Genomic DNA, 24,549 nt, shown 5'->3' with positions numbered 1-24,549 from the left:
AAGCCGAGCGAGGTATTCACCGAACTCCTCCAAGCAGATGCTTCCACCGCCTGAACTCGCCCCGGCGTTAAACTCTTCCGCCTTTCGATCAATCCGATCTTGTTGTGCATCCTGATGGATCCTGCCCGAGGATACGCACAGCATTCACACCAGATCCCCCTGCGCTGGTGACATGGTGTTTCACATCCGCCTGCCGCCTGGGACGACCTGACCGAATCCCATACTGGGTGCACTTGTACGCGCGGGGCATCCGAACGACAGAGATCATCGTCGACGCAGAGTTCGACGACAACCCGAACCCGTTCCACCGAACGCTGCGCTGCACCCGCCTACCGGCACCGTGGCTGGTACGCGCCCCGGAGCGCATCAGCAGCGTCCAAGCCCTCCAGCACCGAAACGGCGGCCTCCACCTCGATGGTTGGCGACGCACCGTACGGGAACGGTGGCTGTACCGGGAGGTCCCGAGCCTGTCGAGACTGCTCTGTTTGAGCATCCTGTGACCGGGTGCGTCCAAAGCTGAGGTGATGCGGCGCCACACCTCGTCCGGGTAGATGGTGACGACGTTGGCGAGTTGCTCGTCGTCGACTTGGTGCTCTTCTCGGGCTCGCCGCGTCAGCTACTGGAACAGCAGGCGTTCGGTGTCGGAGATCGGGCCGTCGGCGTTGATGACGAGCCATGCGACCCACAGCATCAGCCGCGGGTGTCGCGTGCGGCGGACCAGCGTATCGGCGAGTTCGATGACCTCTGCCTCGCCGCGGAACACCGATCTGGCGTGGCGTCCCGTGACCAGGGGCGTGTAGCAGTTCAAGAGGATGGTCGGGGGGCGCGGAGAATGCGAGCGATTGGTCCCGCCTGTTCAACCAGGATGAGGTGGACACGATCCCGCGGTTGTCCGCCCTCACCGCGTCCGTTGAACAGGATCAGCGCGTCCGCGAGGTCCAACCGCACGCAATCGTTGAGATCTCCAGTTGGTCGACAGTGCCCCCGGACCTGCACTACCCGCTATGGCGGCTGGAGGAGGGCACGGTGGACGTGGCACAGTTGGGGTACCTCTCCGAACTCGGCATCCACCCGCAACTCAGACCGGACACCCCAGGCAGGGGCGAATTCAGGCGGTGAAGCATCTGCTTGGAGGAGTTCGGTAAATATCTCGCTTGGCTTCTTCCAGTCATGGATCTTACGGGGCGGTCGTTGATCTCGGCTGCGATGGCGGTGAGGTAGGTGGGGTCGCTGGTGATCCCACGCCCCTCGGCGGGTATTCGCCGACGACGCGGTTGAGGTTCTCGTTGCTGCCGCGTTCCCAGGGTGAGTGCGGGTGGGCGAAGTACACCGGCAGTCCGGTCGCGGTGACATCGGAGTGTAGAGCCATTTCCGAGCCGCAGTCCCAGGTCAACGACCGGTGGATCGTGGCCGGGAGGTCGCCGACGGTGGCGATGATCGCCTGGGTCACCGTGAGCGTCCCGCCCGGTCAGCGGGATGAGGATTACCGAACCGACTGGTGCGTTCGACCAGGGTCGCCTCCGCCGACTTTCCGCCCTTCCCGATCACGGGGTCCCCTTCCCAATGACCAGCCACAGCACGCCCGTCAACGTCGTCGGGGCGTTCATCGATGTAGTGGGGCTCCCGGATCCTCGGGACGGGTTCCGGACGCGGCCCGGTGCGCCGGGTTCGGCCGGTGCGCAACGCGATCAACTCCCCGGCGCAGCGTCGCGACGGGTTGGGCGTAGACCCACTGGTAGATCGCCTCATGACTCACTTGATCTCCGACCCGAAGATCCTTGATCTTCTTTCGGTTACCGTCCGCCAAGAGGACTTCTGTGTCGGGGGTGAAGCTGTTGACGTCACATGAGGGGGCGGCCTTGGCCTTGGCCATGGCGGCGTCGATGGCTTTGAGTGCCGTTCTGGCGCTGGCGATGGCGTCCATGGTGCGGTCGGCTGACTTGACGGCGCTGATGATCCGGTCGGCGCCCTTGATGAAGGCCAGGGTCTTGGCAACCGGGATCAAGCCCAGACAGGCCATGACATCGCGCTCGGTGAAGCAGTCGCGCACATCGTTGAAGCCGGTGATCTCGCCGAGGATGTCGGGGACGGCCGCGACGATAACGTCTCACCAGGTCTGTTGGGATGCTGCGAGCTGTTGCTTCTCCTCGTAGACCTTCCTGTCCACGCCGAGGTCCTTGAGGACCTGCTCCTCGGCCTGCTTGGCGTCCCGTTGCTGCTGCTGGTTGTTCGCATTGGCCACGTAGGCGGCGGCCTCGGCGCTCAGTCCGCCCGGGCCCGCGTACTTTCGGGCTTCTTCGCGCACCGGGCCGGGCGCGTGCTGTACCGGGTGGGCGGGCGGATGCCGCTGCACGCCACCGGTGTCGGCCCGGCGCTGCTGGCCCACGCGCCCGATCCCGTGCAGCGCGAGGTCCTCGACGGCGACCTCACCCTGCGGCCGGAGAACCTGGCCAGGTCGCCGCGCGAGGTGCGCCGGTTGCTGGCGGGGGTCCACACGGAGGGAGTCGCGGTGATCTCGCGGTCCCGCCCGGAGCCGATGACCTCCGTCGCCGCTCCGGTCTTCGGCCAGGGCCGGGCCGTAGTCGCCGCCCTGTCGGTGGTGGTGCCCGCCGGGTCCGCGGACACCTCGGCCGTGCGTCCGGCGGTCATCGCGGTGTCGCGGGCGGTGTCCCGGCAGGTGGGCCACCGGGAGGCTGCCGCGGGCCGGGGGTCCGCCGCCGGGGGCTGAGCGGACCGGGGCGGTCAGGCGTCGCGCAGCGCGAGTTCGCGCGAGACGGCTGCCGCGGCGTCGCTCACCGCGGCCTCGACGGTCTTCAACTCGCCCGGCGGGACCCGGGCGGCCAGCGCGGCGACGCTGATGGCCGCGCACACCGAGCCCGCGGCGTCGCGGATGGGTGCCGCGACGCCGAGGATGTGGTCGTCGAGTTCGCCCTGGGAGATCGCGACACCGCGCTTGCGGATGTGGGCGAGCCGGGTGCGCAGGGCGTCGGGGTCGGTGAGGGTCTTCGCGGTGAACCGCTCCAGCGGGGCCTGGTTCAGGACCGCGGTGACCTCGCCGGGGTCGGCCCAGGCGAGCAGCACCTCGGCGGCGGCGCCCGCGTTGATCGGCAGCACGTGCCCGCGCTCGTAGGACAGCCGCACCGCGTGCTGTGCCTCGACCAGGTCGAGGCACACGACCGAGCGGCCGGAACGCCTGGTCAACAACACCGTTTCGGTCACGTTCGCCGCCAGTGCCCGCATGGCCGGGAGGGCGACCTCGGACAACCCGATCCCGGCCCGGGCCAGCCGCGCCAGCTCGAAGATGCGCGGTCCCAACCGGAACCCCCCGGCGGCCTCCTCGAGGAACCCGGTCCCGGTGAGGCTCTGCAGGTACCGGTAGCCGGTTGAGCGCGCCACCCCCAGCCGCGCGGCGATCTCCGCGCCCGTCCAGACCGGCTTGTCGGCGCTGAACAGCAGCAGGATGTCCAGCGCCCGGTCGGCGGTGGAATTGCGTTCTCGGTAGCTGCCGCTCGCCGCGTCAGTGGGTCCGGCCATGCGCACACCGTAGCCAGTTTCGCACTGTCCTGTAAAGCAGGACGTTGCTTCCAAAATTTAGGACATTGCTCGTACTGTGGTGGCAACGGACCGGACGAGCGGGAAGAGGTGGGGCCATGGCGCCGAACGCGACGGGTGAGCGCGTCGACGTGGTGGTCTGCGGCGCGGGCCCGGTGGGCCTGACCGCCGCCGCACTGCTCGCGGCCCGCGGCGTCGGCGTGGTCGTGCTCGAACAGCACAGCGGCACCAGCGACGAGCCGAAGGCGATCAGCATCGACGACGAGGCCCTGCGGGTGTACCAGCAGGCGGGGGTCGTCGACCGGGTCCTGCCGGTGATCGTGCCCGGCACCGGCACCCGCTACCACGGTTGCGACGGGCAGGTGCTGTTCCACGCCCGCGGGCCCCAGGCGTTCCGGCTCGCCTACCCGTTCAAGAACCCGTTCGCGCAGCCGGACCTCGAACGCGCCCTGGCCGCCGCCGTGACGGCGGCGCCGACGGTGGACCTGCGGTTCGACACCCGGGTCACCGGGTTCGACCAACACCCCGACCGGGTGACGGTCCACGCGCGGACGGGAACCACGCCGGTGGCGATCGACGCGGCGTACGTCCTCGGGTGCGACGGCGGGCGATCGGCCACGCGGCTGTCGCAGGGCGTCGGCATGACCGGGCGCAGCCACGACGAGGTCTGGCTGGTCGTGGACACCCTCGACGACCCGCACACCGAGCGGTTCGCGATGCACCACGGCGACCCGGACCGCCCGCACGTGATCGTGCCCGGGCTCAGCGGGCGCTGCCGCTACGAGTTCCGGCTCTTCGACGGCGAAGGGGCCCCGGACCGGAAGCCGTCGTTCGACCTCATCCGGCGACTGCTGTCCAGGTATCGGGTGATCACCGAGGACCAGGTCGAGCGCGCCGTCAACTACCGCTTCAACGCCGTGGTGGCCGACGAGTGGATGATCGGGCGCTCGTTCCTGCTCGGCGACGCCGCCCACATGATGCCGCCGTTCGCCGGTCAGGGCCTGAACTCCGGGATCCGGGACGCGGCCAACCTCACCTGGAAGATCGCCGACGTCCTGGCGGGGCGCCTCGACGCGGCGGTGCTGAGCAGCTACCACAGCGAACGCGGCCCGCACGCGCTGGCCACGGTGCGGCTGTCGGAACGGCTCGGCCGGGTGGTCATGACCACCTCGCGCCGGGTGGCGGCCCGGCGCGACGCCGAGGTCGCCCGCGCCGTGGCGACCGACGAGGGCCGCGCCCACCTGGAGGAGATGCGGTACCGGCCCGCGCTGCACTACACCGACGGACTTGTGGTCCCCGGCGACCGGCCCGAGACCGTCGGCGTGCCGGTGGGGCAGCCGCTGGTGTTCGACACCGGCACCCACCGGATACGCCGCCTCGACGACGCGCTCGGCATCGGGTGGGCCGTGCTCGGGGTCGGAACCTCCGAGGCGGACTGGGCCGCGGTCGAACCGGTCGTGCGCGGACTGGACGCGGTGGCGGTGCGGGTGGCCCTCGGCGACGACATGCCCCGCACCGGTCACCGCACGCTGATCGACGTCGACGGTGCTCTGGTGCGCGAACTCGCCCACCACGCGGGACGTTTCGTGTTGCTGCGACCGGACCGCGTAATCGCCGCCGCTTGGCCCGCGAGCAGCAGCGCCGAGACCCGCGCGCGCGTCCTGTCCTGGGCGCCCGCCTCGATCACCGACTCACCGGAAAGGGTGTTGAACCATGGATGAACCGCAGCGGGTGGTGCTGGCCGAACGCGGCGCGGCCGGGAGCCTGACCCGAACCGCGGTGTCGCACGTCGGGTTCGCCGTACCCGACGTGGCCGCGACCGCCGAGTTCTACCGGCGGGTGTTGGGCCTGATCGTGCACGACGAACCCGCCACGGGTGGGGTGCGGCTGGGGTGGGGGAGCGGCCACCACGTCATCGAGCTGGTCGAGGGGGAGAAAGGCCTGCGGCACTACGGTTTCGAGGTGCGCGACCCCGGCGGCGTCGACGGGATCGCCCGACGGCTGTCCGCCGCCGGGCACCCGACCACCGACCTCGACCCCACCTACCTCGACGCCGCAGTCGATTCCGCGCACGGCATCGCGGTGGTCGACCCGCACGGCACCGAGGTGCACTTCCACACCGCTGTCGAGCGCCAGGGCGAGGCCACCGCGGACACCGGGCGGCGGCCGGTCAAGTACCAGCACATCACCCTGGCCACCGACGACGTCGAGGCCGTGGTGGCGTTCTTCGTCGACGTGGTCGGGTTCCGCATCTCCGACCAGCTCGACGACGGCCGCTTCGCCTGGCTGCGCAGCGACCGCGACCACCACACCCTGGCCGTGGTGAACACCGGGGCGGGCGGCGACATCGACCACTACTCCTACGACCTGGCCGAGTGGGAGGACTTCAAGACCTGGTGCGACCGGCTCACCGACGAGGGCGTGGACGTGACGTGGGGCCCCGGGCGGCACGGCCCGGGCAACAACCTGTTCGTCTTCTTCGACGACCCCGCGGGCAACCACATCGAGTTGTCGGCGGAGATGGAGAAGTTCCACGACGACCGCGTCACCTACGTGCCGCGGCGGTGGGAGCCGATCCCGCACACCGTGAACCTGTGGGGCGGGCAGCTCGCCTCGTGGCGCAAGACCAGTGGGAGCAGGTGACCGGTGGCGTACGCGAGCTACGAGCACCGAGGTGTCCGCCGCGTCGGTGAGGTGCGGGGATCATCGCTGGTCCCCCTCGAAGGCGGTACCGAGCTGGGCCCGGAGACCGGCCCGGAGTGGTTGCGCGACGCGGCTCGCGACAAGCGCGCGCGGGTGCCGGTCGACGAGGTGCGGCTGCTGCCGGTCGTGCCGCGGCCGTCCAAGGTCTTCTGCGTCGGCCTCAACTACCTCGGCCACGTGACCGAGACGAAGCGCGAACTGCCGACCTACCCCGTGCTGTTCCCGAAGTTCGACTCCAGCCTCATCGGCGCCCACGACGACATCGTGCTGCCGCCGGAATCGACCCAGGTGGACTACGAGGGCGAGCTGGCCGTGGTGATCGGGCGGGCGGGCAGGCGCATCGCCGAGGCCGACGCCCCGCACCACGTGCTGGGCTACACCGTCGCCAACGACGTCACCATGCGCGACTTCCAGTACCGGACGCACCAGTGGGTGCAGGGCAAGGCCTGGGACGCCAGCACACCGATCGGCCCCTACCTGATCCCACCCGATGGGGTGAACCTCCCGGGCACGGGCATTCGCACCGTCCTCAACGGCGAGACGGTGCAGGAGTCCGACCTGTCGATGCTGATCTTCTCCGTGCCGCGGTTGATCGCCACGATCTCGACCTTCACCGCACTGCGACCCGGTGATCTCATCCTCACCGGCACACCCGGCGGCGTCGGGTACCGCCGCGATCCGCAGGTCTTCCTCACCGCGGGCGACCGGATCAGCGTCGAAGTCGACGGCATCGGGACCCTGAACAACCTGGTTACCATGGGACAGCAAACCGACCAGTCCAATCAGGAAGGTGGAAGCCAATGACCGAACGCCCCGCGGAACCACGGATCCGGCGGTCGTTGACCCTGCACCTGAAGGGCGACTGGGGAACCGCGAACCTGCACCGCGTCTGCGGCTGGATCTCCCAGGAACTCACCGACCGCAGTGGACCGCACACCCGGATCGCGATCTGGAACGGACGCGGCTTCAGCGACTCGGTCCGCGCCGTCGGCCGCGGTGAGGTCGACATCGCGATGACCACTCCCACGGCGTTCGCCACCGCGGCCCTGGACGCGCGCGGGGTGTACCGCGACGAGTCTTTCCCCGAGCTGCGCGCGCTCGGCGTGGTTCCGCAACGCGACCGGCTCGTCGTCGGCGTCCACAAGTCGTTCGGTGCCACGACCTTCGCCGAGCTGCGAGACCTCAAGCCGCGGTTGACTGTCGCCACGTCGGTCGACGACGGCGTCAACCACGTCGGACTGGCCGCGCACGCGCTGCTCGACCGCGCCGGGGTCGACGTGCCGGGGTGGGGCGGGGAGTTCCTGGCCGACGAGCGTCCGTTCGAGTCGTTCGAGCACGTGCTGGCCGGACGCGCGAACGCCATCGTGCACGAGGCGGTCATGCTGCCGCACTGGCAGCGGTTCGGACCGGACTTCGACTTCCTGGAGGTCGAACCCGAGGTGCTGGCGTCACTGGAAGCCGACTTCGGGTGGCCCGCCGCCACCGTCGACGACGAGTTCTTCCCCGGCCGCAGCGCGTTCCGTACCCTCGACTTCTCCGACTTCCTCGTGCTCACCCGCAGCGACCTCCCCGACGACGTGGCCCACACCATCGCCTGGATCCTGGGCGAGACCCGCCACCTCATCGAACAGCAGTACCGGCACCTGCCACCCGAGCGCAGCCCCGTCACCTACCCGCTGGACCCGCCCACCATGGGCCGCGCCCCGATCCCGCTGCACCCCGGCGCCGCCCGCTACTACGCCGCACTGCCCGAGAACCGATAGCCCCACCGATCCACGAGACGAGGAGGTCGCCGTGAAGGTCGTCGAAGACGTTGTGCTCATGGGGTCCGACCGGCCGCTGCGCAGCATCGACCGCGACGAGGAACTGCTGCTCGCCCCTCCGCGTCCGGGCAAGGTGCCGATGAAGCTGTCGAGCGACCGCCCGCCGCTGACCGTCGTCCACCACCCGCAGCAATACCGGGCGCAGCCGTTCGCCCCGCCGCGCGGCCTGTACGAGAACGACCAGATCCGCGTCGAGTGGCAGACCATGGACAACCGGCAGCCGTTCTACCACCGCAACTGCGACGTCGACGAGATCTCCTACCAGATCGCGGGCGATCGGACGCTGATGACCGAACTCGGCGTGGTCGAGCACCGGCCCGGCGACTTCTCCCGCATCCCGCGCGGCGTGGCGCACGACAACTACGGTCGCCGGGAAAGCCACCTGCTGTTCTACATCCCCGCCCCGGTGGCGGAGAAGACCACGGCTGCGGGCAGCTCACAACCGGTCTCGCCGCCGTTCCCCGGCTGGGAGCCGGGAGAGATCAACGAGGCCGTCACGCAGTGCATGGGCGCCCACGGGCACGACATCGCCGTGTTCCCCGTGGACGAACGGCAACTGCTCGACCGGGTCCACGACGAGGAAGACCGCCTGCGGGTGCTGCGCGGCGGCGAGGAGACCGGAACGACCCTGTTGTACGAAGCGCCGCAGTTCCGCCTCGCGACGGTCACCACGGCACCCGGTGGTGAGCACCGCTACCGCCGCACCCTCGACGCCGACGAGATCCAGTACCAGGTGCGTGGGCGGCGCACGCTGCTGACCCAGCGCGGGATCGTCGACCTCGAACCCGGCGACCTCGTCCGCATCCCCCTCGGCGTCGCCCACGCGAGCGCGGGCGACGAGGCGGGGCAGTACATCTCGTTGCTGTCGCACCGGGAACTGCCGCAGATCGCCGAGACCTCGCGCACCGCTGACCCCTGCTCACCCGAGCGGCTCGCCGCCGCCAAGGCGGAGACTCCTCGATGACCACCATGCTCGCCGCCCGCGCTCACCGCGGCGCCGACGCCATCGCGCTGGAACGGATCCCGGTGCCCGAACCCGGACCGCTCGACGTCGTCGTCCGGGTCGCCGCCGCCGGACTGGCACCCGGCATGATGCGGTTGCTGGAATCCGGTGCGTTCAAGCACCTGCCGACGACGCTCGGCCACGAAGCCGCCGGGACGGTGGCGGCCGTCGGCGCCGGGGTCACCGACACGGCCGTCGATGACCGGGTGCGCGTGCACCCCAACCTCAACTGCCGCGACTGCCTGTACTGCCGCACCGACCGCGACATGATGTGCGCCCAGCAGGCCATGATCGGCCACGCGGCGTTCAGCGACGCCCCGATGCCGCTGTACGACGAGTACCACGACGGGGGACTGGCCGAGTACCTGCGGGTCCCGCACTGGCTGGTCGACCCCTTGCCCGACGGCGTCAACTTCGACGTCGGCGCGAAGGTGCACGACCTCGCCAACGCGGTGCGGGCGCTGAAGTGCGCCGACCTGCCGCTGGGTTCGACCCTCGTCGTCACCGCGGCCACCGGCACCATGGGCACCGCCACCACCAAGCTCGCCGAGCACTTCGGTGTGTCCCGGCTCATCCTGGTCGGGCGCGACGCCGAACGCCTGCACGCCGTCCGGCCGCTGGCCGGCCGGGTGGCGACCGACGTGGTCGCGCTGGAGGACCTCCCCGACTGGGCGAGCACCGGTGGGCTGACCCGGCGGCTGCGGGAGATGGCACCGGCGGGCGCGCACGCGGTGCTCGACTTCATCCCCGACGGCCCGGCGACCGGTCAGGCCATGGCCGCGCTCGCCACCGGCGGCTCCCTGGTGCACATGGGTGCCAACCGCACCGCACCGACCCTGACACCGGCCGCGCTGATGGTGAACTGCTGGCGGTTCGTGGGCACCCGCGCCTGCACCCGCACCGACGCGCGCGAGGTCCTGCGGCTGCTCGGCACCGGTGCCCTGGACGTCGACGAACTCATCACCCAGCGGTTCGCGCTGGCCGACGCGCCCACGGCGGTGGAGGCGATGCAGCGGCGCGAGCAGCCCATGTGGATGACCGTCGTCAATCCCTGAGCGCACCGACGAGCCCCGGAGGAACCATGCACATCACCCACTACGGGCACGCTTGCGTCCTGGTCGACATCCCCGGTCCGGACAGGTCGGTGCGCGTGCTGATCGATCCGGGCACCTACTCCCGCGACTTCGAGGACGTGCGGGACCTCGACCTGGTCCTGATCACGCACGCCCACCCCGACCACCTCGACGCGGACCGCCTGCGGGTGCTGCTGGGCGACAACCCGGGCGCCCAGGTCGTCCACGGCCCCGGAGCCGCCACCGCCCTGGCTGACCACGCCGGGCGCACCCACCTGGCGCACCCGGGCGAGTCCCGGAACCTCGCGGGCGTCGAGATCGCGGTGACCGGCGGAGAGCACGCCCACATCCACCCGGACCTCCCGGGCTCGGACAACAACGGCTACCTCATCGCCGGTTCGCTGTTCCACCCCGGTGACGCCTTCGAGCCGCCGCCCGCGCCGGTGGACACCCTGCTGGTCCCGGCGGGCGGGCCCTGGATGAAGCTCGGCGAGGGCATCGACTACCTGCGCTCGGTCGCACCGCGCGTGGCCATCCCGATCCACCAGGCCGGTCTGGCCCCGGCGCACCAGCAGATGCACCACCACCTGCTGGGCAGCCTGGCCCCTGCGGGCACCGACGTCGTCGTGTTGGAACACGCCGTCCCGCACGCACTCTGAGACGCGGAGGAGCCACGTGGACGACGTTCGGAACTCGGTGGTCCAGGCCAGTCGGGTCCTGGCCGTCGCCGGTCTCGGCGACATGGTGTGGGGCCACGCGTCGATACGCGACCCCGGGGGGCGGGGCGTGTGGATGAAGGCATCCGGCTGGGGGTTCGAGGAGGTCGACGCCGAGAAGGTGGTCCTCGTCTCGCCGGGAGGAGCCGTCCTGGACGGCACCGGGCCCAGGCACCTCGAATTCCCGATCCACACCGAGATCATGGCGCGGCGCCCCGACGTGGGGAGCGTTGTCCACACGCACGCGCCCGCACTGGCGGCATTCGCGTCACTGGACTGCGAACTGCGCCCGATCTCGCACGACGCCGTCCCCTTCACCTGCCCGCAACTCCCCCGGTTCACCGAGACCGGCGCCCTCATCGCCACCCCCGAGCTGGGCAGGTCGCTCGCCTCCCGGCTCGGGGGTGCCAACGCGATCCTGATGCCGAACCACGGCGCCGTCACCGTCGGTCCCGACGTCGCCACCGCCGTCATGTACGCCGTGCTGCTCGAACGCGCGTGCCGCACACAACTCCTCGCCGCGTCCGCCGGTGGCCCGACGACCTGGTCCGACGACGCCGAAACCCGCTTCAAACGCGACCAGGTGTGGAACACCACCCAGCTCCACGCAGGGTGGGACTACTTGCTCAGAAAGGTCGATGCCTGACCGGTTGCCCACGCGGACCCGGGTGCCGTGGCGAACGCTGCGCCCCGTCGGAACCCGCCCCAGTCGCGCCGGAACCGGTGTCGGGCACGACGGTGAACCTGGTCAGGACTCCCGGACTCTGTCGCGGCCCGCCCCGCCCGCGGAGCGGGACCACGGGTTCACCGCGCCCACCCCGGGGTGGGCGGCGCGGAACGCTCCCGACATTTCGCCGGTTCACCTCGTGCCGCGGTGTGGCGGCAGCGCGCGGAGGTGTCAGCCGGTCGGTTCCTCGGTGTCCTCGGGCGGCGGAGCGGGGGCCGGTCCCGGCTCAGCGGTCGCCGGGTCGGGCTCGACCGCCGTCGGAGCCGACTCGGCGGTCACCACCGGTGGACCTGCCGACCCGGTGCGGGCGTCGGTGGGGATGCCCAGCCGTTCGGACAGGTAAGCGGTGGTGAAGACGAGCGCGTCGCCGTCGAGCAGGTGCACCACCGGTCGGTGCCCGGCGGTGGCCGCGGCGGTGGCCGCGACGGTGGCCACCAGGGTGTCGACGCGGTCGCGGGCGGCGACGAGACCGCCTTCGACCCGGTCACCGGCCTGCTGGCCGTCGCAGGTCACCGTGACTGTCCATCCGTTCTCCGCGGTCGTGTAGTCAGCGTAGATGGGTTGCTGCACGTGACCTCCTCGATCTTCCTGGTCTGCTGCTCACCGGGGAGACAAGCCCAGCGGCCTCCGACTACGGCGTTTTGACGTGGGTCACACGGTGCGGACCCGATCGGGTCAGCCTCGTGCCGGAGTTCTCGGGGACCGGCGCCTCATTCGGACGGTGGAACGACGTCGAAGTCGAGGAGGTCCTCAGTGGCGGCAGCCGTCTGCTCGACGAACGCGACCCCGACGGGAGATCCGGCGCGCCTCCGTTCTCCGGGGTGGGCGGTTTGGCGGATACGAACCCTGGTCACTGTACCTAACGATTGTTAGGGTGAGCTGCCGTGGTGGCGCGGCCGGATCTCAGCCTCCCGCGGTGAGCGCACAACCGTGCCAGTTGATGTCGCAGCAACACTCGGGATGTGCGTGATCGAAGGCATGACGGCCTCCGCCACCCCTGGGCGGGGGCCGGTTCGTCCGGTGCTGTAGCAGATATCGAGGAGTTCCCATGCAACGACGCATCTTCGCCAAGGCGGGCATCGCCGCCGCGGCGGTCGTGGTCGCGACCGCGACCGCGGTCGGCCCCCAGGCCTTCGCGGGCGAGAGCCCCGGCGCCGCGGTGGTCGCCTTCGCCGGGCACGCCAAGGGGCCTGCCCCCACCGAGCAGTCCGTGCGCGCGCAACAGGGCCCATTCACGACGGACAAGCTGGTCGTCCCGGCGCAGGCGGGCCGCGGGTTCAACAAGGGCACGATCTACTACCCGGACGACACCTCACAGGGCACCTTCGGCGCGGTCGCGGTCATCCCCGGCTTCCTCGAGGGCGAGTCGGCCATCTCCTGGCTCGGCCCCACGCTGGCCTCGCACGGGTTCATCACGCTGACCCTCGCGCCGAACGCCACCACCGACTACCCCGAGCCGCGCAGCAACCAACTGCTCGCCGCCGTGGACTGGCTCGCCAACCAGTCCCCGGTCAAGGACCGCGTCGACCCCAACCGCCTCGCCGTCGCGGGCCACTCGATGGGTGGCGGCGGAACCCTCATCGCCGCCTCCAAGAACCCGGCCCTGAAAGCGGCCGTGCCGCTGACGCCCTGGAACCCGCACTCGAACTTCTCCGACGTCACCGTGCCCACGCTGATCATCGGCGCCGACCGGGACTTCATCGCCCCCACCTTCATGCACGCCAGCCCCATGTACAACTCACTCAAGGCCAAGCAGGACCAGGCCTACCTCAAGCTCAAGAACGCCGACCACTTCGCCACCAACCGCTACAACGCCACCGCCACCGCCTACACCGTCTCCTGGCTCAAGCGCTACGTCGACGAGGACACCCGCTACTCGCAGTTCCTCTGCCCCGTCAAGTCCGGTTTCCAGCTCACCTGCCCCATCTGAGCGAACACCCGCGCCGCACGGACTCCACCGGGTTCCGTGCGGCGCGTTTCATCCCCCGGCACGGTCTCCGGTCGGTGGGTGGGAACGCGAGTTGTCCGTCCGGGCGCCGTCACCGTCATCGCCGGTTCACTCCTCGGGTTCGCGGCGGGCACCGCTTCCGCGGGGAACCCGCAGTACATCCGCGGCTACCAGTGGCAGGCCGACTGCGAGCGCGCTGCGGACGACATCCGCAGCGGGGGCGACCTCGCCGCGTACTGCACCTGGGACAAGGGGCACACCGAGTGGGATCTGTTCGTCCTCTCGCTCTGAGCCGAGCCCGAGCCCGCACCCGAGGTGCTGCTCCCCGGTCGCCTCGACCGGGGGGCAGCACCCTTTTTTGTGGCGGTCACCGGCCGCGGGGCTGTGTTCCGCTCAGCAACACCGCCGCCGCACAGACGCACGCCACCTGTTCGGCGGCGGTGCTCTCGGCGTAGGTCTTGATCACGGTCATCGGCGTCGACCTCTTGGTGTGCGAGTGCGGGGAGCGGGCCCCGCCCCGGTTCACAGCGGGTGGGCGCAGGACGTCGTTCGGAGCCGCGAGCGCAGGTGCTGCGATCAGACAGGCGACTCGCAGACATTTCAGCCCGGAATGACCACGGCCTTGGGCTGGGGTCGTTGGTCGGCCTCGGTGACGGCTTGGTTGATGTCGCTCAGTGGGTACGTGGCGATGAGTTTGTCGAGGGGAAACCGCCCCTGGCGGTACAGTTCCGCCAGCGCTGGGATGAACTGCGCGGGCACGCTGTCCCCTTCGACGATCCCGCGGACTTGTCGGCTGAACAACAGCGAGATCATGTCCAGGTGGACCTCGGTCCCGGGCGCGGACGCACCCAGGTGACCGCAGATCCCGCCTTGGTCCAGGCACTCGACCGCTTGGCGCAGGATCGCGGGCTTCGCTGTGGTGTCGAGGCTGTACTCCGCTCCACCGCCGGTGAGGTCTCGGATGTCCTCGGCTGCCTCGTTCCTGGCGAGCAGGGTGTGGGTGGCCCCGAGTTCGGCCGTGAACCGGAGTTTGGCCGGGTTGCGGCCCACCGTGATGATGGTGGTGCACCCGCTGAGTACCGCGGCCAGCACGGCCGCGCAGGCCACCGATCCGGTGCCGAAGATCGCGATGCTGCTGCCCGCCGCGCAGCGCAGGGAGTTGAGCACGCTGCCCGCGCCGGTCTGGATCCCGCAGGCGAGCGGTCCCAACAGGGGCAGCGGCAGGTCGGTGGGCACTCGAACCGTGTTGCCGCTGGTGGCGATGGCGTGGGTGGCGAACGAGGACTGGCCGAAGAACCGGCCGCGGACCTCGGTGGTCCCGCGGCGCAGCGAGGTCGACCCGTCGGGTCGGACGCCGGAGAAGTTGCGGGTGAGGAAGTGCGCGCACAGCGCGGGGCGGCCCTCGGCGCAGCGACGACAGGCGCCGCAGTGGTCGTAGGTGAGCACGACGTGGTCACCCGGCGCCACGTGGTGGACGCCGTCACCGACGTCCTCGACCACCCCCGCTCCCTCGTGACCGAGGACGGCGGGCAGGGGCACCGGCAGCCACTGGTCGCGCACCACCAGGTCGGTGTGGCAGACACCGGTGCCCGCCAACCGCACCAGGACCTCATCCGACCGGGGCGCGTCGAGGTCGAGCTCGTCGAGGGTGAACGGCGCGGAGGTGTGCTCGGTGACAGCGGCTTCGATCTTCATCGCGGATCGGCCTCCCTGGGGTCGATGAGGGACACGAGGTCGTCCTGGGCGGTGAGGTACCGACCCGACAACGGGTCCGCCGCGCCGGTGAGCAGCAGGGCGAGGTTGGTCACCGCGGTCCGCAGCGGGGTGCACCCGCCGCTGCGGACCTGCTCGCGCAGCCAGGTGGCGATCGCGTCCGCCTCCCGGCCGTGGCGCTCGGCGAACTCGTGCGGGGCCCCGGCCATCCCGACGGAGAGGAGCCCGGGGTGGTAGGCGAACACCGCGATCGCGTGCCTGCGCAGTTCCACGGCCAGGTTCTCGGTCAGTGTGATGACCGCGGCCTTGGAGACCGAGTAGGCGCTGGCCAGGGGCCACCGGGTGCGCCCGGCGCTGCTGACGACGTTGACGATCCGACCGGAGCCACGGGCGGTCATGTGCGGCAGCACGGCCCGGCAGCCGTGCGCGACGCCCCGCAGGTTGATCTCCATGGTGTGCCACCACGACCGCTCGTCGACTGTCCACATGGGTCCCAGCGGGCCGAGGACCGCGGCGTTGTTCACCAGCGCGTCCACTCGGCCGAAGCGGCGCACGGTCTCCGCCACGACGCGGTCCATCGTGGTGGGGTCGCCGAGGTCGCCGGGAACGGTCAGGATGCTGCCGGGGGCCACGTCGAGGTCGCGGGCCGCCCCGTCGAGCGCGTCCGGGTCGCGCGCGGTGAGGACGAGTCGTGTGCCCGCCTCGGCCAGCGCCCGGCTGATCGCCCTGCCGAAGCCCCCGGTGCTGCCGGTGATGATCACTGTCCGGCCCGGCAGGACCGCGAGCCGCGGATCGCCCGGGACGTCGACCGACCCGCTCACGGTCGCGCCTGCCCATCCGCGCCGCCGGGAGGAGCCGGGGTGCCGTCCTCGTCGGTGGAGTCGCCCGACCGCGGCACGTCGAGGGCGGTCGCCAGTTCCGTGAGGGCCGCGCGCCACAGGTCGGGAACCGCGTGGCCGTCCGGGAGGGCGCGGTCGACCTGGAAGCAGACCGAGGCCACGTCTCCGTACTGGAACAGCGCCACCGTCATCGGGAACCCGTCCGGGCAGCAGATGAGCGGGTCGACCTGGCGCACCGGGTCGCGGCCGACCCGCAGCGGCTGCCGCAGCGCGAAGATCGAGCCCACGACGCTCTGCCGGTCAGGTGCGGCGCCGAGGGTGGACAGCAGGTCCAGGGCCGGTCTGGGCAGGGCGTCCAGCACGGACCGCAGGGCGACCCGGTTCCCGGGGGGCTTGAGGGGCGCGGTGGCCGTGACCGTGCGGGCGAGGCGCCGCAGCGGGGTGGTCGACGATCCCCCCGGAACCGTGACGCGGCCGAGGAAGAACCGGTTCCCCGGCAGGTGGAGGTCCTGGGGGCCGCGCAGGTTCAACGGCACCATGATCGGCAGCGGCACGCCGTCGGCGAGCGGCCAGTGCCGACCGGCCCAGCGGGCCACCGCACCGCCCAACGCGGTGAGGTGCACGTCGTTCGTGCTGGCGCCGAACGCCCGGCCGATCGCCCTGAGCAGGTCGGTGGGCACTGTCGTCCAGTGCACGGTGCGCTCCCCGGACAGCGGGTGCTTCGGCCACCTCCAGATGCCGTGCCCGCGCGTGCTGCGCCACACCTGGTCGAGGGCGTCGACGATCTCGGCGGCGGACGCGGGCGGCGGTGCGCCGAGCGCGGGCGTCATAGCCGACGACGACGGGAGCGGCTCCGGGCCGAACAGGGCTTCCAGGACCCCCACGATGGCACTGGCGTCCTGCACGTCGTGCTGTGTCAGGTAGAACAGCGCGTAGTGGTCAGGGGCGTGGCCGTGCAGGAGCCACAGGCGCCAGGGCGGCGCGTCCGCGGGCAATCGCGTGAACCGCAGGTGGTGCACCGCGGCTTCGAGGTGCCCCGCGCCTTCCGGGAGCGGGTGGTCGATGACCTGGGTGTCCGGCTCGGCTCGTCCGGCGGTCCACCGGACTTCGCCGGGGGGCCCGGTGAGGAAGTGGGTCAGGGCGGGGATGCGGGCAAGCCGCTCCGCGACGTGGGCGCGCAACGTCGCGACGTCCGGGGCGGTTCCCGTCACGTGCAGCACGGCCCCCACGTTGGCCGAGGCGGCCGGGTGCGAGGGGGCGACCGCTGCCTGGTGGAACATCAGGTCGAGTGGGCCGGGTGCGCGCGTGACGGGTCCGGTGCTCGCTGAAGTCATGACCGCTCTCCCGAGGACGGGTGGCCGGAATCATCCGGAGGGGAAGGGTTTTCGGCGCCGAGCAGGTCGATCACCATGGAGCGCACCGCCTCTCGCTGGAGCTTTCCGTTGCCGGTGGTGGGCAGGGCGCCGACGACCAGGACTCGACGAGGGCACTTGAACGCTGTGAGTTCCGCGCGGCAGAACTCACGCAGCTCGTCCTCGCCGGGACCCGGGTCCGTGGCCGCCACCACGCAGGCCACCGGTTTGTCCAGGCCATCGGCGTCCGGCACCGCCACGACTGCCGCCTGCTCCACCCCCGGGTGTTGCAGCAACCGGGACTCGACCTCGGCGGGGGAGATCCACAGACCACCGCTCTTGATCACCTCGGCGGTCCGGCCGAGGTAGGTGTACTGGCCGTCCGCGCCGCGGGTGACCAGGTCACCGGTGTTCACCCACGCGCCGCGGAAGACTTCCCAGCCCGCTTCCACCCGCCCCCAGTAGCCGGTGGCCGTGGACGGCGCGCGGACGTGCAGCGTCCCCGGCCGGTCCGCCGGTGTGGGGGAACCGTCCTCGGCGAGCACGTCCAACCGGTAGCCGGGCACGGCGGCGCCCATGCTGCCCGGCCGGGTCCGGCCCGGCCTGTTGGACAGGAAGATGTGCAGCGTCTCCGTGCTGCCCAGACCGTCGACCACGTCGACACCGAACCGGTCGCGCACCCTGCGGTGCAGCTCCGCGGGCAACACCTCCCCGGCGGAAACGGCCAGCCGGACCGAGGAGAACACCCCCGCGGGTGCTTCCGGCGCGCGCAGCAGCGCGGCGTAGGAGGTGGGGACGCCGAAGAACACCGTGGGCCGGTCAGCGGCCAGGCGGCGGAACACCACGTCCGCGGTGGGCTTGGCGGGTTCGAGGAGTGTCGTGGCGCCCGCGGACAGCGGCAGGAAGCAGGAGTTCCCCAAGCCGTAGGCGAAGGACAGCTTGGCCACGGAGAAACACCGATCCGCAGCACCGAGGCCGAGGACCCGGCGCCCGTAGGATTCGGCCACGAACCGGATGCTGCCGTGCCGGTGCATCGCGGCCTTGGGGGTGCCCGTGGTGCCCGAGGTGTACAACCACAACGCCGGTGATTCCGCGGTGGTGCGATCGGGCTGCGCGTTGGTGGGCTCACCCGCTGAATCCGCCTGCTGCAAGAACTCCGCCCAGGGCAACGACGTCAACCGGCCCGGGTGGCCGAACCCGGGGCCATCCAGGGGCACCACCGCGCGCAGGTCCGGGAGGTCCCGGGCCTGCTCCAGGAGCTTTCGTGCCTGTCCGCTCTGCTCCGCGCCGACGACGAGAACGCGCGCCCGGCAGTCGCGCAGCACAGCGGCCAACTCGTCCGCGCCGTAGTGGGTGGGGGCCGGGACGGCGATCGCGCCGCAGCGCATGACCGACAACAGGGCCACGAGCAGGTCCGAGGAGTCGGGGGCGTGGAGCACCACGCGCTCCTCCGGGCGCAGACCGGCGGCCCGCCACCGGCTCGTGGCCGATTCCACGCGGCGACCGAGGGTGCGGTAGTCCAGGTGCCCGGTGGGGTCCACGACGGCGGGGCGCTCGCCGAGCCCGGCCGCGACCTGGCGGTCCACCAGGTGCACCGACGCGTTCATCAACAGGCTCATGACAGCCTCCAGCACGGGGTTCTTCCGGGAGTGCCGACGAGTGCTGACCGCGCGGTCAGCCGGTTGACCACCGGCTGTCCCACCGGTCGGCGCAGCTGACTTCTCGGACCGGGGTCCTCCGGTTCACGGTGAGGGGTTCGGCGGGCCAACCGAGCGGGATGACCGCGGCGGGGACGACTTCGGCGGGGATGCCGAGCAGAGCCCGCAGCTCGGTGACGACACCGCTGCCCCCGGCCAGGCAGGCCGCTTCGGGGAGTTCGTCCACCGATTGCAGGGTGGTCAGGGTGCCGCCGAGCCCGATGGCCCGAGCGGCCAGCAGGAGGTTCTGCACGGCGGGGTAGATCGACGCGCCACCGTAGAAGTTGGCGGGGTTGGACGGGGACGGGGTGAAACACGCCACGACCACCACCGGGACCGAGCCGAAGGACCGGGCGAGGAACTCGCTCTCCCGCAACTGGGCCCGCTGCCGTCTCCCGGCCGGGAACAGCTCGGGACGGGAAGCGGCCAGGTCTGCCAGCTTCTGCCAGGAGCGCCGGTACCAGCCGGTCAGCTCGGCCAGGACGGCCGCGTCGCGCACCACCACGAACCGCCAGGGCTGCCTGTTCTTCGCCGATCCGGCCCGGGTCGCGAGGTCCAGCACGAAATCGACGCTGCGCTGGTCGACGTCGGCGGCCAGGAAGCGGCGGACTGAGCGCAGGCTCCGCATGCAGTGGGCGAGGGCGTCGACGGCGGAGCCGGGAAGCGCCTGGTCACCGGGTCGGGTGCGGGGGCGGCTCATGGCGACTCCAGCGGCACCACGTGGGCGGCGACGCTGCGGAGTTTCTCGCAGGTCTCCTCGTACTCGCGGGCGGGCACCGAATCGGCGACAATCCCCGATCCACTGCGGACCCAGGTGCGACCGCGCTCGTGGAAGACGGTCCGCAGCACCAGCACCGCGTCCAGCATGCCGGTGTGGTCGGCGACCAGGACGGCCCCGCCGTAGAGGCCCCGTGGGCTGTCCTCCAGCTCCGCGATGCGCGACCGGGCATCGGCCTTCTCGATGCCGGTGGCGGTGACCGCGGGCAGCACCGCTTCCAACGCCTGCCAGGCGGTGCGGTCGGGGGCGAGCCGACCGACCACCGACGAACCCAGGTGCTGCACCGTGCCGCGTTCCCGGACGGAGAGGAAGTCGTGCACCGCGACCGAGTGCGGCGCGCAGACCCCGGTGAGCTCGTCGCGGGCGGCGCGAACCGAGATGGCGTGTTCGTAGATCTCCTTGGGGTCGGCGAGAAGAGTGGCCCGCAACTGCTCGTCACGGTCCTGCCCCAGGCCGTGAGCGCGGGTCCCGGCCAGGGGTTCGGTGCAGACCCGGCCCCCCGCGGTGACCTCGAGCAGCCTCTCGGGGGAGAACCCGACCGCTTGTCGACCACCGAGGTCGACGAGGAAGGAGTGCGCCAGTGGGTTGGCCGCCCGGCCCTGGACGTAGGTGCCCACCAGGTCGGGGACGAAGTCGATCGGGACGCTGCGGGAGAGCACCACCTTGCGCGCTCGGCCCGCTCGGATCTCACCGATGCAGCGGCGCACCATTTTCTCGTACGCGTCGCGATCACGGTCAACGTCGACCGGTCGCGGTGTGTAGAGCCTGCACGGGACGGGGTTGCTCAGGAAGTCGACGACTCGGCCCAGGGTCGCGTGATCGACACTGCGCACCACCAGCTGTTCGGGATGGATGATCACTTCGGTGTGCGGGACGACGACGTGGACGGACGGGCCTGCGGACGGCGGGTTTCCCCGGTCCGCCGGGACACCGGAGTGGTCGAACCCGATCCACCCGTAGGCGGACCAGTCCCGCACGGGGGAATCCGCCAACGCCTCGCGCACGCCGTCCAGGGCCTCCGGTGGCCTCGGTCGGCTCCGCACGCGACCACCGTCGCTCCAGCAGTGGATCTCGTCGCGGTCCACGGTCACGCGCACCACCGCGCCGAGGCCCACCCTGCACTCGCCGTCGCGTTCGAGGAGCACAGCCGAATCGAACAGCCCCGCCTCAGTCAGGCGGGCTCCCAGGATGCCCGGGGTGAACCGGCCCGCCACACGGGCGGAGGCGAAGTTCCTGGGTGAAGGTGCGGGTTCCATGCCTTCTCCGTCCTGGTTCCACCGGGCGAGGTTGTCGGCCTGGTGCCCGGTCACCGTCGAGGGAGTCGGTGACCGGGCAGGCCACGACCACCCCGGGGCACCCGTGCCCGCGCAGCGGACAGGGGCGCCACCGAGGGGCGCGTCAGGAGGTCACGATGTAGATCGGCTCGAAGAGGGACCGGACCTTGGTGACCGGGACGTTGACGCAGTCCTCGGTCGGATTGGTCGCCTGGGCGATGCCGACCGAGTTCGCCTCACCGGTGAAAGTGGCGGTCAGCCCCCGGGTGGAGAGGACGAACTCACCCCGCAGGACCTGGGTCGGGGTCGTGTTGAGCTGGAGGACGAAGTACCCGGACCCCTTGCCCCAAGAGCACGAGGCGACGCCCGAGGCGTAGTAGGTGAGGATGCCGTCGATCCCGGTGAACGCCGTCCGACCGACGATGCCGGAGCAGCCGGACGCCGTGCCCTTGCCGCTGGCCACGATGGGTGCGGTCGTCACCCCCATGCCGGGGGTGAAGTCGAGCACCGCGCTTCCCGAGGCGCAGGTCACGTTGGCGGGTGCTGCGGCGGCCTGCGCGCTGGCCTGCGGAACCGCGAGCAAGCCGAGAGTGGTCAACGCCACCGCCACCATGCCGAAACGCGATTTCCTCATCAGTTGTCCTTTCGTGGAGATTAGTCGTCGGTGCACCCGCGGGTGGTCTGGCCGGGCGGGCCACGACTTTTGACGGCCGCCCTGCACGGGGCAAGCGGAGATGGGCACGCGAACAACAGCCCACTCCTCGCGGTGCTCGTACCGATGTCCGCCTTTCCGGGCCAACTCGGCGGAGCGAGGTGCCTTCTTCATCACAACAGGCGAAGCGCGACTCCACAACCTGTCGATGTTGAACGTGTTCACGTTCCGCTCATTGCCTGGTGTTTCGCGGAAAACACGCGTGCACGCGCGTCCGTGTGCGCCGAAACACAAGTCGGAGTGCGTAAGTGAGGCGATGTCACCCTGTTGCCGGTTGCCAGGTCGACGGCGTGATGATTGGCTGTGAGAAGAGCAAGTCAGCGAACAATGAAGGATTCGGTTCTGTCATTGGCGAAGACTGGCGGATGCCCGCCCGCTTGTTCGGAGAGAAATGTCGCCGCAAAGCCGTAGACACAATGATGCGCTTCGTGCGCTGATCAGAGAAGCGCGCTGGACGAATCACAACTTCGCAGCCGCGGTCAACCGCGTCGCGGCGGAAGCGGGCCTGACATTCCACTACGACCGGACGGCGGTGTCGCACTGGCTGTCCGGAAGCCGCCCACGCCCACCGGTCCCCACACTCGTGGCCGAGGCGATGTCCCGCCGCCTCGGCCGTCACATCGCTGTGGCGGAGACCGGAATGACCGATTCGCCGGTGGTGGGCACGGCGCTGGTGGAGGAGACTTCGGGTGTGCAAGGTCTGCGCCAGCTCGTGCTGGCCGACCTGGACCCGGTGCGCAGGACCCTGCTGCGCGAACAGCCATTTCGGGCCGACTGGGCGGTGGCCCCCGAATGGTCATCCGCCCGTACGGTCCGCTTGGCCGACCTCAGCCCGATCGAACGCGGAGCCTGGGCCGCGGTCGAGGCGATGACCTCGGCATTCGCCGCAGCGGGGGAGGCGTTCGGGGGTGGCCACGCCCGTCTCGCACTTGCCGCCTACCTGGCCACCGACGTCACGCCCCGGCTGCAGTTGAGCAGAACCGAGCCTCCTCCACCCGTCTCGCTCAGCGCAACAGCCGGACTCACCCGCCTGCTCGGGTTCATGTGCTTCGACAGCCTGTACCACCACTTGGCTCAGCGCTATTACCGCGTCGCGTTGCACTTGATGAGCGAAGCAGGTGACGCCGTCGGTCAGGCGGCCGTCTTGGGCAGCATGAGTTCGCAGGCCCGGTTCCTGGGCCGCCACCGGCAGATGATCTTGCTGGCGGATACGGCCGTGGCCCGTGCGGGCTCCTCGACGCCACCCGGCACCCGCGCGGCTTTGCTCGGGCAAGCCGCCGTGGCGCACGCGACTCTTTCCGAACGCGACAAGGCTCTTGTCCAGTTGACCGAAGCTGAAAGACACCTGGATGAGACCGGCGTCGACGTCACGGGCAGCAAGGCGGAGCACGCGCACCGCGCCGGCCAGGTGCTGGCCTTGCTTGGTGATCACCACGGGGCCGAGCGCGCGTGGCGGGAATCACTCCGGCAGTCCCCGGGAACACAACGCCGGTCCCGCATCCTGACCACCCACCAACTCGCCGAGTTGCATTTCCAGCAGGGCCGTCTCGAACTGGCCTGCGAAACCTGGCAAGGTTTTCTCGACGAGTACCCCTACATCCGGTCTGCCCGCGTCGACTTTACGTTTCAAAAATTCCGAAGACAACTTGAATCGCACGCCGAGAACGCCTCGGTTCGACGCGTGTTGAAACAGGCGGACCAGTTGGGCGTATGATCGAAATGTTTCACGGATCGTTTGGTGGACTGGCTCGCATCGGGCGGGCAATCGGGAAAGAGTCCGGGCTGTCCACCGTCGTCCCCAGCGACCGGCTTCACCTGCTGGCAGGTTCAGGCGGGTAGCATGTGATCTTGGTGTTCGGTGGGGAAGGATTCCCTGTCGTGCGGGAGATGTTGACGTTGGCTGATCGGGAGGAGGTCTCCCGGGGCCTGGTGGAGTTGTTGGAGTTCAGGGTCATCGCGGTGCGGATCGGTCGTGACCCGTCGGTGGTCTCGCGTGAGGTGGGTCGTCATGGTGGCCGGGAGGGGTATCGGGCGGTGGCGGTCGAGGGTGATGGCGGTGGACCGGTCGGTGTGGACCCGGTCGCGGGCCGGTTGGCACGGCAGTATCGGGCCGGGGACCCTTGCCGGGTGAGTCACGAGGCGATCTATGAGTGGGTGTATGCCCAGCCTGTCGCGATGCTGCGCCGGGAGTTGATCGCGCTGCGCACCGGGCCCCGCCCGGCACCCGCCCCGCGGATCCGGGAGCGCCACTACATCGATGAACGCCCCGACGAGGTCGCCGGGCGTGCCGTGGCTGGTCACTGGGAAGGGGATCCGGTGATCGGCAAGGGCGGCAAGTCGGCGGTGGCGACCCTGGTCGAACGCACCAGTCGGTTCGATGATCCATCGCCGCCGTCGGCGACCTCCCGGCCACGACCCGGCGTTCGTTGACGTGGGACCGCGGCTCGGGAATGGCCCTGCACAACGATGTCTGGGAACGAGGCAGCAACGACAACCTCAGCCGCATCGTCCGCGAATACCTGCCCAAGGGCATCGAGATCACCAGCGACCCGACCTACCTCGCCGCCATCGCCGCCGAGATCAACGACCGACCCCGTAAACTCCACGACTGGAAGAAGCCGAGCGAGGTATTCACCGAA

General features: G+C 70.6%; 23 protein-coding genes and 2 pseudogenes. 13 read left to right on the top strand and 12 right to left on the bottom strand.

The genetic code is table 11. The features are described 5' to 3' along the window. Positions 1–616: 616 nt before the first annotated feature. The 3 genes and pseudogenes from GCL84_RS13720 to GCL84_RS13710 all read right to left on the bottom strand — a co-directional run bounded on the left by GCL84_RS13720 (position 617) and on the right by GCL84_RS13710 (position 2,305). Complete coding sequence (locus GCL84_RS13720) at positions 617–763, bottom strand: hypothetical protein (RefSeq protein WP_156755843.1); 147 nt, start codon at positions 761–763, stop codon at positions 617–619. A gap of 353 nt (positions 764–1,116) precedes the next feature. After that, positions 1,117–1,759 (bottom strand): annotated as a pseudogene (locus tag GCL84_RS31115) (IS30 family transposase); the annotation flags it as partial. A gap of 348 nt (positions 1,760–2,107) precedes the next feature. Next, positions 2,108–2,305, bottom strand: coding sequence for a hypothetical protein (locus GCL84_RS13710; RefSeq protein WP_197523227.1), 198 nt, complete (start codon positions 2,303–2,305; stop codon positions 2,108–2,110). A 12-nt stretch (positions 2,306–2,317) separates the two neighbouring features. On the opposite strand from GCL84_RS13710, the gene GCL84_RS13705 reads away from it, so the two are divergent. Beyond that, positions 2,318–2,728: an IclR family transcriptional regulator domain-containing protein gene (locus GCL84_RS13705; RefSeq protein ID WP_328618775.1), complete on the top strand. Its 411-nt coding sequence runs from the start codon at positions 2,318–2,320 to the stop codon at positions 2,726–2,728. A gap of 14 nt (positions 2,729–2,742) precedes the next feature. Here the strand turns inward: GCL84_RS13705 and GCL84_RS13700 are convergent, their stop codons facing one another. Further along, positions 2,743–3,534 carry an IclR family transcriptional regulator gene (locus GCL84_RS13700; RefSeq protein WP_156755839.1) on the bottom strand — a complete coding sequence of 264 codons (792 nt, stop codon included), beginning with the start codon at positions 3,532–3,534 and terminating at the stop codon, positions 2,743–2,745. A 116-nt stretch (positions 3,535–3,650) separates the two neighbouring features. Here GCL84_RS13700 and GCL84_RS13695 point away from each other — a divergent pair, with 116 nt between their 5' ends. From GCL84_RS13695 to GCL84_RS13660, 8 genes are read left to right on the top strand one after another with little or no spacing between them, the layout of a single operon-like run. Beyond that, positions 3,651–5,273, top strand: a complete 1,623-nt coding sequence (locus GCL84_RS13695; protein WP_156755838.1) for an FAD-dependent monooxygenase — start codon at positions 3,651–3,653, stop codon at positions 5,271–5,273. After that, on the top strand, positions 5,266–6,195 hold the full coding sequence (locus GCL84_RS13690) for a VOC family protein (protein ID WP_235926226.1): 930 nt from the start codon (positions 5,266–5,268) through the stop codon (positions 6,193–6,195). Before GCL84_RS13695 ends, GCL84_RS13690 begins: the two co-directional genes overlap by 8 nt. A 3-nt stretch (positions 6,196–6,198) precedes the next feature. Next, a complete protein-coding gene (locus tag GCL84_RS13685; protein ID WP_156755837.1) occupies positions 6,199–7,059 on the top strand; it encodes a fumarylacetoacetate hydrolase family protein in 861 nt (286 codons plus the stop codon). Beyond that, positions 7,056–8,018 carry a TAXI family TRAP transporter solute-binding subunit gene (locus GCL84_RS13680; RefSeq protein WP_156755836.1) on the top strand — a complete coding sequence of 321 codons (963 nt, stop codon included), beginning with the start codon at positions 7,056–7,058 and terminating at the stop codon, positions 8,016–8,018. Before GCL84_RS13685 ends, GCL84_RS13680 begins: the two co-directional genes overlap by 4 nt. A 31-nt stretch (positions 8,019–8,049) precedes the next feature. Beyond that, positions 8,050–9,042 carry a hypothetical protein gene (locus GCL84_RS13675; RefSeq protein ID WP_156755835.1) on the top strand — a complete coding sequence of 331 codons (993 nt, stop codon included), beginning with the start codon at positions 8,050–8,052 and terminating at the stop codon, positions 9,040–9,042. Then, positions 9,039–10,136 carry an alcohol dehydrogenase catalytic domain-containing protein gene (locus GCL84_RS13670; protein WP_156755834.1) on the top strand — a complete coding sequence of 366 codons (1,098 nt, stop codon included), beginning with the start codon at positions 9,039–9,041 and terminating at the stop codon, positions 10,134–10,136. Before GCL84_RS13675 ends, GCL84_RS13670 begins: the two co-directional genes overlap by 4 nt. Before the next feature lie 26 nt (positions 10,137–10,162). Continuing rightward, positions 10,163–10,813 carry an MBL fold metallo-hydrolase gene (locus GCL84_RS13665; protein ID WP_156755833.1) on the top strand — a complete coding sequence of 217 codons (651 nt, stop codon included), beginning with the start codon at positions 10,163–10,165 and terminating at the stop codon, positions 10,811–10,813. A gap of 16 nt (positions 10,814–10,829) precedes the next feature. After that, a complete protein-coding gene (locus GCL84_RS13660) occupies positions 10,830–11,516 on the top strand; it encodes a class II aldolase/adducin family protein (RefSeq protein ID WP_235926225.1) in 687 nt (228 codons plus the stop codon). Positions 11,517–11,768: 252 nt separating this feature from the next. On the opposite strand, the gene GCL84_RS13655 is transcribed toward GCL84_RS13660, so the two are convergent. Beyond that, complete coding sequence (locus tag GCL84_RS13655; RefSeq protein ID WP_156755832.1) at positions 11,769–12,167, bottom strand: hypothetical protein; 399 nt, start codon at positions 12,165–12,167, stop codon at positions 11,769–11,771. A gap of 478 nt (positions 12,168–12,645) precedes the next feature. Between GCL84_RS13655 and GCL84_RS13650 the strand changes: the two genes are divergently transcribed. Next, complete coding sequence (locus GCL84_RS13650; protein WP_156755831.1) at positions 12,646–13,527, top strand: dienelactone hydrolase family protein; 882 nt, start codon at positions 12,646–12,648, stop codon at positions 13,525–13,527. A 78-nt stretch (positions 13,528–13,605) separates the two neighbouring features. Beyond that, on the top strand, positions 13,606–13,836 hold the full coding sequence (locus GCL84_RS13645; RefSeq protein ID WP_156755830.1) for a hypothetical protein: 231 nt from the start codon (positions 13,606–13,608) through the stop codon (positions 13,834–13,836). A 309-nt stretch (positions 13,837–14,145) separates the two neighbouring features. Here GCL84_RS13645 and GCL84_RS13640 read toward each other — a convergent pair whose 3' ends face one another. The 7 genes from GCL84_RS13640 to GCL84_RS13615 all read right to left on the bottom strand — a co-directional run bounded on the left by GCL84_RS13640 (position 14,146) and on the right by GCL84_RS13615 (position 21,832). Continuing rightward, complete coding sequence (locus GCL84_RS13640) at positions 14,146–15,240, bottom strand: NAD(P)-dependent alcohol dehydrogenase (RefSeq protein WP_156755829.1); 1,095 nt, start codon at positions 15,238–15,240, stop codon at positions 14,146–14,148. After that, entirely contained in the window at positions 15,237–16,079 is an 843-nt protein-coding gene (locus tag GCL84_RS13635; protein WP_197523226.1) for an SDR family NAD(P)-dependent oxidoreductase, read from the bottom strand. Before GCL84_RS13635 ends, GCL84_RS13640 begins: the two co-directional genes overlap by 4 nt. Continuing rightward, the gene (locus GCL84_RS29260; protein ID WP_197523225.1) at positions 16,076–17,431 is read right to left on the bottom strand and encodes a hypothetical protein; all 1,356 of its coding nucleotides are present in this window, start codon (positions 17,429–17,431) and stop codon (positions 16,076–16,078) included. The genes GCL84_RS13635 and GCL84_RS29260 overlap by 4 nt, the downstream gene beginning before the upstream one ends. Then, positions 17,428–19,068: a benzoate-CoA ligase family protein gene (locus GCL84_RS13630; protein WP_156755827.1), complete on the bottom strand. Its 1,641-nt coding sequence runs from the start codon at positions 19,066–19,068 to the stop codon at positions 17,428–17,430. Before GCL84_RS13630 ends, GCL84_RS29260 begins: the two co-directional genes overlap by 4 nt. A 55-nt stretch (positions 19,069–19,123) precedes the next feature. Then, complete coding sequence (locus GCL84_RS13625) at positions 19,124–19,846, bottom strand: nitroreductase family protein (RefSeq protein WP_156755826.1); 723 nt, start codon at positions 19,844–19,846, stop codon at positions 19,124–19,126. Further along, complete coding sequence (locus GCL84_RS13620; protein ID WP_156755825.1) at positions 19,843–21,180, bottom strand: salicylate synthase; 1,338 nt, start codon at positions 21,178–21,180, stop codon at positions 19,843–19,845. Before GCL84_RS13620 ends, GCL84_RS13625 begins: the two co-directional genes overlap by 4 nt. Before the next feature lie 142 nt (positions 21,181–21,322). Beyond that, positions 21,323–21,832: a hypothetical protein gene (locus GCL84_RS13615; RefSeq protein ID WP_156755824.1), complete on the bottom strand. Its 510-nt coding sequence runs from the start codon at positions 21,830–21,832 to the stop codon at positions 21,323–21,325. Positions 21,833–22,301: 469 nt separating this feature from the next. Between GCL84_RS13615 and GCL84_RS13610 the strand changes: the two genes are divergently transcribed. Next, the gene (locus GCL84_RS13610) at positions 22,302–23,624 is read left to right on the top strand and encodes a tetratricopeptide repeat protein (protein ID WP_156755823.1); all 1,323 of its coding nucleotides are present in this window, start codon (positions 22,302–22,304) and stop codon (positions 23,622–23,624) included. Positions 23,625–23,797: 173 nt separating this feature from the next. Then, positions 23,798–24,549, top strand: a pseudogene (locus GCL84_RS13605) (IS30 family transposase); the annotation flags it as partial.

It is taken from the genome of Actinokineospora pegani (assembly GCF_009745975.1).
Taxonomy (GTDB): Bacteria; Actinomycetota; Actinomycetes; order Mycobacteriales; family Pseudonocardiaceae; genus Actinokineospora; species Actinokineospora pegani.
The sequence above is the reverse complement of the archived record's forward strand: the minus strand, read 5'-3'. Positions and strand labels throughout refer to the sequence as shown.

Coding starts and splice junctions, on each gene's coding strand:
- GCL84_RS13670 (WP_156755834.1), top strand. CDS start 9,039: ATGACCACCATGCTCGCCGCCCGCGCTCACCGCGGCGCCGACGCCATC.
- GCL84_RS13665 (WP_156755833.1), top strand. CDS start 10,163: ATGCACATCACCCACTACGGGCACGCTTGCGTCCTGGTCGACATCCCC.
- GCL84_RS13650 (WP_156755831.1), top strand. CDS start 12,646: ATGCAACGACGCATCTTCGCCAAGGCGGGCATCGCCGCCGCGGCGGTC.
- GCL84_RS13625 (WP_156755826.1), bottom strand. CDS start 19,846: ATGAGCCGCCCCCGCACCCGACCCGGTGACCAGGCGCTTCCCGGCTCC.
- GCL84_RS13680 (WP_156755836.1), top strand. CDS start 7,056: ATGACCGAACGCCCCGCGGAACCACGGATCCGGCGGTCGTTGACCCTG.
- GCL84_RS13620 (WP_156755825.1), bottom strand. CDS start 21,180: ATGGAACCCGCACCTTCACCCAGGAACTTCGCCTCCGCCCGTGTGGCG.
- GCL84_RS13630 (WP_156755827.1), bottom strand. CDS start 19,068: ATGAGCCTGTTGATGAACGCGTCGGTGCACCTGGTGGACCGCCAGGTC.
- GCL84_RS13695 (WP_156755838.1), top strand. CDS start 3,651: ATGGCGCCGAACGCGACGGGTGAGCGCGTCGACGTGGTGGTCTGCGGC.
- GCL84_RS13610 (WP_156755823.1), top strand. CDS start 22,302: ATGTCGCCGCAAAGCCGTAGACACAATGATGCGCTTCGTGCGCTGATC.
- GCL84_RS13690 (WP_235926226.1), top strand. CDS start 5,266: ATGGATGAACCGCAGCGGGTGGTGCTGGCCGAACGCGGCGCGGCCGGG.
- GCL84_RS13700 (WP_156755839.1), bottom strand. CDS start 3,534: ATGGCCGGACCCACTGACGCGGCGAGCGGCAGCTACCGAGAACGCAAT.
- GCL84_RS29260 (WP_197523225.1), bottom strand. CDS start 17,431: ATGACTTCAGCGAGCACCGGACCCGTCACGCGCGCACCCGGCCCACTC.
- GCL84_RS13615 (WP_156755824.1), bottom strand. CDS start 21,832: ATGAGGAAATCGCGTTTCGGCATGGTGGCGGTGGCGTTGACCACTCTC.
- GCL84_RS13640 (WP_156755829.1), bottom strand. CDS start 15,240: ATGAAGATCGAAGCCGCTGTCACCGAGCACACCTCCGCGCCGTTCACC.